Annotated in this window: 5 protein-coding genes; all 5 read right to left on the bottom strand. The window is 60.7% G+C overall.

Going from position 1 to position 5,284, the window contains the following annotated elements:
* Positions 1-85: 85 nt before the first annotated feature.
* The 5 genes from PMI23_RS28910 to urtB all read right to left on the bottom strand — a co-directional run bounded on the left by PMI23_RS28910 (position 86) and on the right by urtB (position 5,258).
* Positions 86-925, bottom strand: a complete 840-nt coding sequence (locus PMI23_RS28910; protein ID WP_007918915.1) for an urease accessory protein UreD — start codon at positions 923-925, stop codon at positions 86-88.
* Between the two features lie 43 nt (positions 926-968).
* Complete coding sequence (gene urtE, locus PMI23_RS28905; protein ID WP_007918914.1) at positions 969-1,667, bottom strand: urea ABC transporter ATP-binding subunit UrtE; 699 nt, start codon at positions 1,665-1,667, stop codon at positions 969-971.
* A 143-nt stretch (positions 1,668-1,810) separates the two neighbouring features.
* Entirely contained in the window at positions 1,811-2,680 is an 870-nt protein-coding gene (urtD, locus tag PMI23_RS28900) for an urea ABC transporter ATP-binding protein UrtD (protein WP_007918913.1), read from the bottom strand.
* On the bottom strand, positions 2,677-3,756 hold the full coding sequence (urtC, locus tag PMI23_RS28895) for an urea ABC transporter permease subunit UrtC (protein ID WP_007918912.1): 1,080 nt from the start codon (positions 3,754-3,756) through the stop codon (positions 2,677-2,679). Before urtC ends, urtD begins: the two co-directional genes overlap by 4 nt.
* Positions 3,756-5,258: an urea ABC transporter permease subunit UrtB gene (gene urtB / locus PMI23_RS28890; RefSeq protein WP_007918911.1), complete on the bottom strand. Its 1,503-nt coding sequence runs from the start codon at positions 5,256-5,258 to the stop codon at positions 3,756-3,758. Before urtB ends, urtC begins: the two co-directional genes overlap by 1 nt.
* Positions 5,259-5,284: the final 26 nt, after the last annotated feature.

Raw genomic sequence — 5,284 nt, 5'->3', positions numbered from 1 at the left:
ATTCGTTCAGTCAGTTAAATTCATTTCAAGCGACTCGGTCGGGCTCCCTCTCCCTCCGGGAGAGGGCGGGGGGTGAGGGTTGCTTTCAGGTGTTCCATATTCTCGGTGACACCGCCTCGCGATCCAGAAGCACCGGACGCAGCAAGCGCCATAAATCGATGAGCCAGGCCCGTGCGAGCAACGCTTCACTGGCCAGACAACGGGCAACCAAAAGTCCCGGCAATTGCGTCAAATCCCCGCGAACCTGGTGATCCAGCGAGCGGCAGCGCTCCAGCAACTCAGCCTCAATCTCACCGGTCACCAACAACGTCGCAAACACCGGATTGCCATCCAGCCCGATCGGCGAATCAAGCAAACCGTCATCACCGACAATGCGCTGGCGCTCGTGCCAGAGCAATCGGCCATCGCGGCGAATATCCAGGTGCGCCTGAAAATGCCCGTGGTCAAAACGTTCGCCACTGGCCGGGCGACCCAGCGCCACCACATCCCAGTAAAACAGCCGTGCATCACCCTCAAGTTCAATCGAAGTGGTCAGCTCAGCCTGCGCGGCGCTATAGACGATGGTTTCCTGCGGCAGCCATTCCAGCGTCCCGCCGGCTGCCACTTTCAAATCCAGTTTTTGATACGCCGGCCCACCCGCGCGATACCACTTGGCGGCACCGGGGCTGGTGATCTGCGCCCAGGCGTCGGCTTCGACGCGCGCGCTGATGTCCAGCCGATCACCGCCGGCAATCCCGCCCGGCGGGTGGACGATGATGTGCTGACAGACTTCAGGGCCTTCGGCGTACAGGTGCTTTTGCACCCGCAGCGGCCCGAGGTGTCGGCGCATGACCGGGCGCGTGCAGTCGCCGAAACGGGCATAAGCGAGTTCCAGCGCGGCGTGCCAGCTCGGGGTAAACAGGGCAGGTGCAACAGTCGAATTCATGGTGTGTAATTATCGTTAGGAAGCTACAGATTAATTCGTTGTACTAGATCGTTACCAGCCCGCGTACACCCTCGGCCTCCATATTTTCACCGCGCCCCTGCTGGACGATCTCGCCCCGGGACATCACCAGATACTGATCGGCCAGTTCCGCGGCGAAATCGTAGAACTGCTCGACCAGCAAAATCGCCATATCACCGCGCGCCGCGAGTTTCTTGATTACCGCGCCGATCTCCTTGATCACCGAAGGTTGAATGCCTTCGGTAGGCTCGTCGAGGATCAGCAAGCGCGGGCGGCTGGCCAATGCGCGACCAATCGCCAACTGCTGTTGCTGACCACCGGAGAGGTCACCGCCGCGACGCTGCTTCATTTGTAGCAGCACCGGGAACAGTTCGTAGATGAAACTTGGGACTTCCTTGGCTTCACTGCCGGGAAAACGCGACAGACCCATCAGCAGATTCTCTTCCACCGTCAGGCGTCCGAAGATCTCGCGGCCCTGCGGCACATAGGCGATCCCGGCGTGAACCCGCTGGTGTGGCTTGAACGTGGTGATCGGTTTGCCTTCCCAATTGACTACGCCTTCTTTGGCCGGTAGCAGGCCCATCAGGCATTTGAGCAGGGTGGTTTTGCCGACACCGTTACGGCCGAGCAGGCAGGTGACTTCGCCGACTTTCACGTCGAACGAGAGGCCACGCAGGATGTGGCTACCGCCGTAGTACTGGTGCAGCTTGTCGACTTGCAGCATTTCCAAATTCTCCCTGTTGCACACAGAACCCTGTGGGAGCTGGCTTGCCAGCGATAGCGGTGGATCAGTCGGCATTAATGCTGGATGTGCCGGCCTCATCGCTGGCTAGCCAGCTCCCACAGTTTTGATGAGTGTTTGCAGCTTCAGCGGCCGAGGTAAACCTCAATCACGCGCTCGTTTTCCTGCACTTGCTCAAGCGAGCCTTCCGCCAACACGCTGCCCTGATGCAACACGGTCACATGGTCAGCAATCGAGCCGACAAAGCCCATGTCATGCTCCACCACCATCAGCGAATGCTTGCCCGCCAGCGACTTGAACAGTTCAGCCGTGAACTCGGTTTCCGCATCGGTCATGCCCGCCACCGGCTCATCGAGCAGGAGCAATTGCGGATCCTGCATCAGCAACATGCCGATCTCGAGAAACTGCTTCTGACCGTGGGAGAGCAAGCCTGCCTGACGATTGACCGAGGTGGTCAGGCGAATCGTCTCCAGCACTTCGCTGATTCGATCTTTTTGCTCGCCGCTCAAGCGCGCACGCAAACTGGCCCACACCGACTTGTCGGTTTTCTGCGCCAGTTCCAGGTTTTCAAACACGCTCAGCGCCTCGAACACCGTCGGCTTCTGAAACTTGCGGCCGATGCCGGCCTGAGCGATTTGCACTTCACTCATTTGAGTCAGATCCAGCGTTTCGCCGAACCAGGCTTTGCCGTGACTCGGCCGAGTCTTGCCGGTGATCACGTCCATCAGCGTGGTTTTACCCGCGCCGTTAGGGCCGATGATGCAGCGCAATTCGCCGACGCCGATGTACAGGTTGAGATTGTTCAGCGCACGAAATCCATCGAAGCTGACGCTGATGTCTTCCAGTGTGAGGATCGTGCCGTGACGGGTGTCGAGGCCCGGGCCGACGCGCTGGCCGAGGCCGATCGAGTCGCGGCTGGTGCCGGCGTCCTTGTTCGGTTCGACGGGAAAGAAGGCCGGTTCCAGCATGAATTCAGCGCTCGCCGTGACTCTCATTGTTCACCTCGTTTCTTCAGCAGACCGATCACGCCTTTGGGCAGGTACAGCGTCACGACGATGAACAGCGCGCCGAGAAAAAACAGCCAGTATTCCGGGAAGGCCACGGTGAACCAGCTCTTCATGCCGTTGACCACACCGGCGCCGAGCAGCGGGCCGATCAGCGTGCCGCGACCGCCAAGGGCAACCCATACCGCTGCTTCGATGGAGTTGGTTGGCGACATTTCGCTCGGGTTGATGATGCCCACTTGCGGCACGTACAACGCCCCGGCCAGGCCACACAACACCGCACTCAACACCCACACGAACAGCTTGAAACCGCGCGGGTCGTAGCCGCAGAACATCAAGCGGTTTTCCGCATCGCGCAGCGCAGTCAGCACGCGGCCGAACTTGCTCTGCGCCAAGCGCCAGCCGATGAACAGGCTCGCCACCAGCAACAACACCGTCGCCAGAAACAGCACCGCACGGGTGCCCGGTTCGGTGATACCGAAACCGAGAATCGTGCGGAAATTGGTAAAGCCGTTGTTGCCGCCAAACCCGGTCTCGTTGCGGAAAAACAAGAGCATGCCGGCGAAGGTCAGGGCCTGGGTCATGATCGAGAAATACACGCCTTTGATCCGCGAACGGAAAGCGAAGAAACCGAAGACCAGCGCCAGCAATCCCGGCGCCAACACCACCAGACACATCGCCCAGATAAAGTTGCTGGTGCCGGTCCAGTACCACGGCAATTCGCTCCACGACAGAAAGGTCATGAACGCCGGCAAGCCATCGCCGGCGGCCTGACGCATCAGGTACATGCCCATCGCATAACCGCCGAGAGCGAAGAACAGGCCGTGACCCAGCGACAGCAAACCGGCGTAACCCCAGACCAGATCCAGCGCCAGGGCGACGATGGCGTAGCAGAGGATTTTGCCAACCAGCGTCAGCGTGTACGCCGAGATGTGCAGCGCATTGTCGGGCGACAATAACGACAGCAGCGGCAGGGCGATCAGCAGAGCGAGGATTACCGCGCCAATCGCGAGGGTGATTTTCGGCCCGGCCTTTTGCGTGGCCGTGACTAACAGAGGCTGGTTCATCAGTCGATCACCCGTCCTTTCAGTGCGAAGAGGCCTTGCGGACGTTTCTGGATAAACAGAATGATCAGCGCGAGGATCAGGATCTTGCCAAGCACCGCACCGATCTGCGGTTCAAGAATCTTGTTGGCGATGCCCAGGCCGAACGCCGCGAACACGCTACCGGCCAACTGGCCGACGCCGCCGAGCACCACCACCAGGAACGAGTCGATGATGTAGCTCTGGCCGAGGTCCGGGCCGACGTTACCGATCTGGCTCAGCGCCACGCCGCCGAGGCCGGCGATGCCCGAGCCGAGGCCGAAGGCGAGCATGTCCACGCGACCGGTCGGCACGCCACAGCAGGCGGCCATGTTGCGGTTCTGGGTAACGGCACGGACATTGAGGCCGAGGCGGGTTTTATTCAGCAGCAGCCACGTCAGCACGACGACGAACAATGCGAAGGCGATGATCACGATGCGGTTGTACGGCAGCACCAGATTTGGCAAAACCTGAATCCCGCCTGACAGCCATGCCGGGTTGGCCACTTCAACGTTCTGCGCGCCGAACAACAGGCGCACCAGTTGAATCAGCATCAGGCTGATGCCCCAGGTGGCGAGCAAGGTTTCCAGTGGGCGGCCGTAGAGGTGGCGAATCACCGTGCGCTCTAGCGCCATGCCGATCGCCGCCGTGACAAAGAACGCCACCGGCAGCGCGATCAACGGGTAGAACTCGATCGCTTGCGGTGCGTAACGCTGGAACATCAACTGCACCACGTAGGTCGAGTAGGCACCGAGCATCAGCATTTCGCCGTGGGCCATGTTGATCACGCCGAGCAGGCCGAAGGTGATCGCCAGACCGAGCGCTGCCAACAGCAGAATCGAACCGAGCGACATGCCGCTGAACGCCTGGCCGAGGATCTCGCCGATCAGCAGTTTGCGTTTGACTTGGGCGAGGCTGGTTTCGGCCGCCGTGCGTACGCCGGCATCGGCTTCGACGCCGGGTTCGAGCAAACCTTCGAGGCGCGTGCGCGCCAGTGGATCGCCGGTTTCGCCAAGCAATCGCACCGCCGCGAGTCGTACGGCCGGATCAGTGTTGACCAGTTGCAGATTGGCCAGCGCCAGGCTCAGGGCGGCACGGACGCTTTCATCTTTTTCGCCAGCCAGTTGCTGGTCGAGGAATTTCAGCTGCGCGGGTTTCGCGCTTTTCTGCAATTGCTGCGCGGCAGTCAGACGGATTTTGGCGTCGGCAGCGAGCAATTGATGGCTGGCCATCGCGGTGTCGATCAGACCCCGCAGGCGATTGTTCAGGCGCAGGGTTTTCGGTTGGCCGTCGATCGTCAGCTCGCCTTGTTGCAGGGCGTTGAGTAATTCGATACGCGCCGGGTCGGGCTGCGCTGCCCAGGTTTCCAGCAGTTTGGCTTGCTGCACAGGATTGGCCGCGACGAAGTCTTCGGCGTCGCCGGCATGGGCCAGCATTGGCAGCAATAGTGCGATGGCTATGAGAAAGCGGTGTATGGCAGTGGGCATTAGTGGTGTCCTGTTCAACCGCCCCC

It is taken from the genome of Pseudomonas sp. GM24, assembly GCF_000282235.1.
Taxonomy (GTDB): domain Bacteria; phylum Pseudomonadota; class Gammaproteobacteria; order Pseudomonadales; family Pseudomonadaceae; genus Aquipseudomonas.
The sequence above is the reverse complement of the archived record's forward strand: the minus strand, read 5'-3'. Positions and strand labels throughout refer to the sequence as shown.

Coding starts and splice junctions, on each gene's coding strand:
- urtD (WP_007918913.1), bottom strand. CDS start 2,680: ATGAGAGTCACGGCGAGCGCTGAATTCATGCTGGAACCGGCCTTCTTT.
- urtC (WP_007918912.1), bottom strand. CDS start 3,756: ATGAACCAGCCTCTGTTAGTCACGGCCACGCAAAAGGCCGGGCCGAAA.
- PMI23_RS28910 (WP_007918915.1), bottom strand. CDS start 925: ATGAATTCGACTGTTGCACCTGCCCTGTTTACCCCGAGCTGGCACGCC.
- urtE (WP_007918914.1), bottom strand. CDS start 1,667: ATGCTGCAAGTCGACAAGCTGCACCAGTACTACGGCGGTAGCCACATC.
- urtB (WP_007918911.1), bottom strand. CDS start 5,258: ATGCCCACTGCCATACACCGCTTTCTCATAGCCATCGCACTATTGCTG.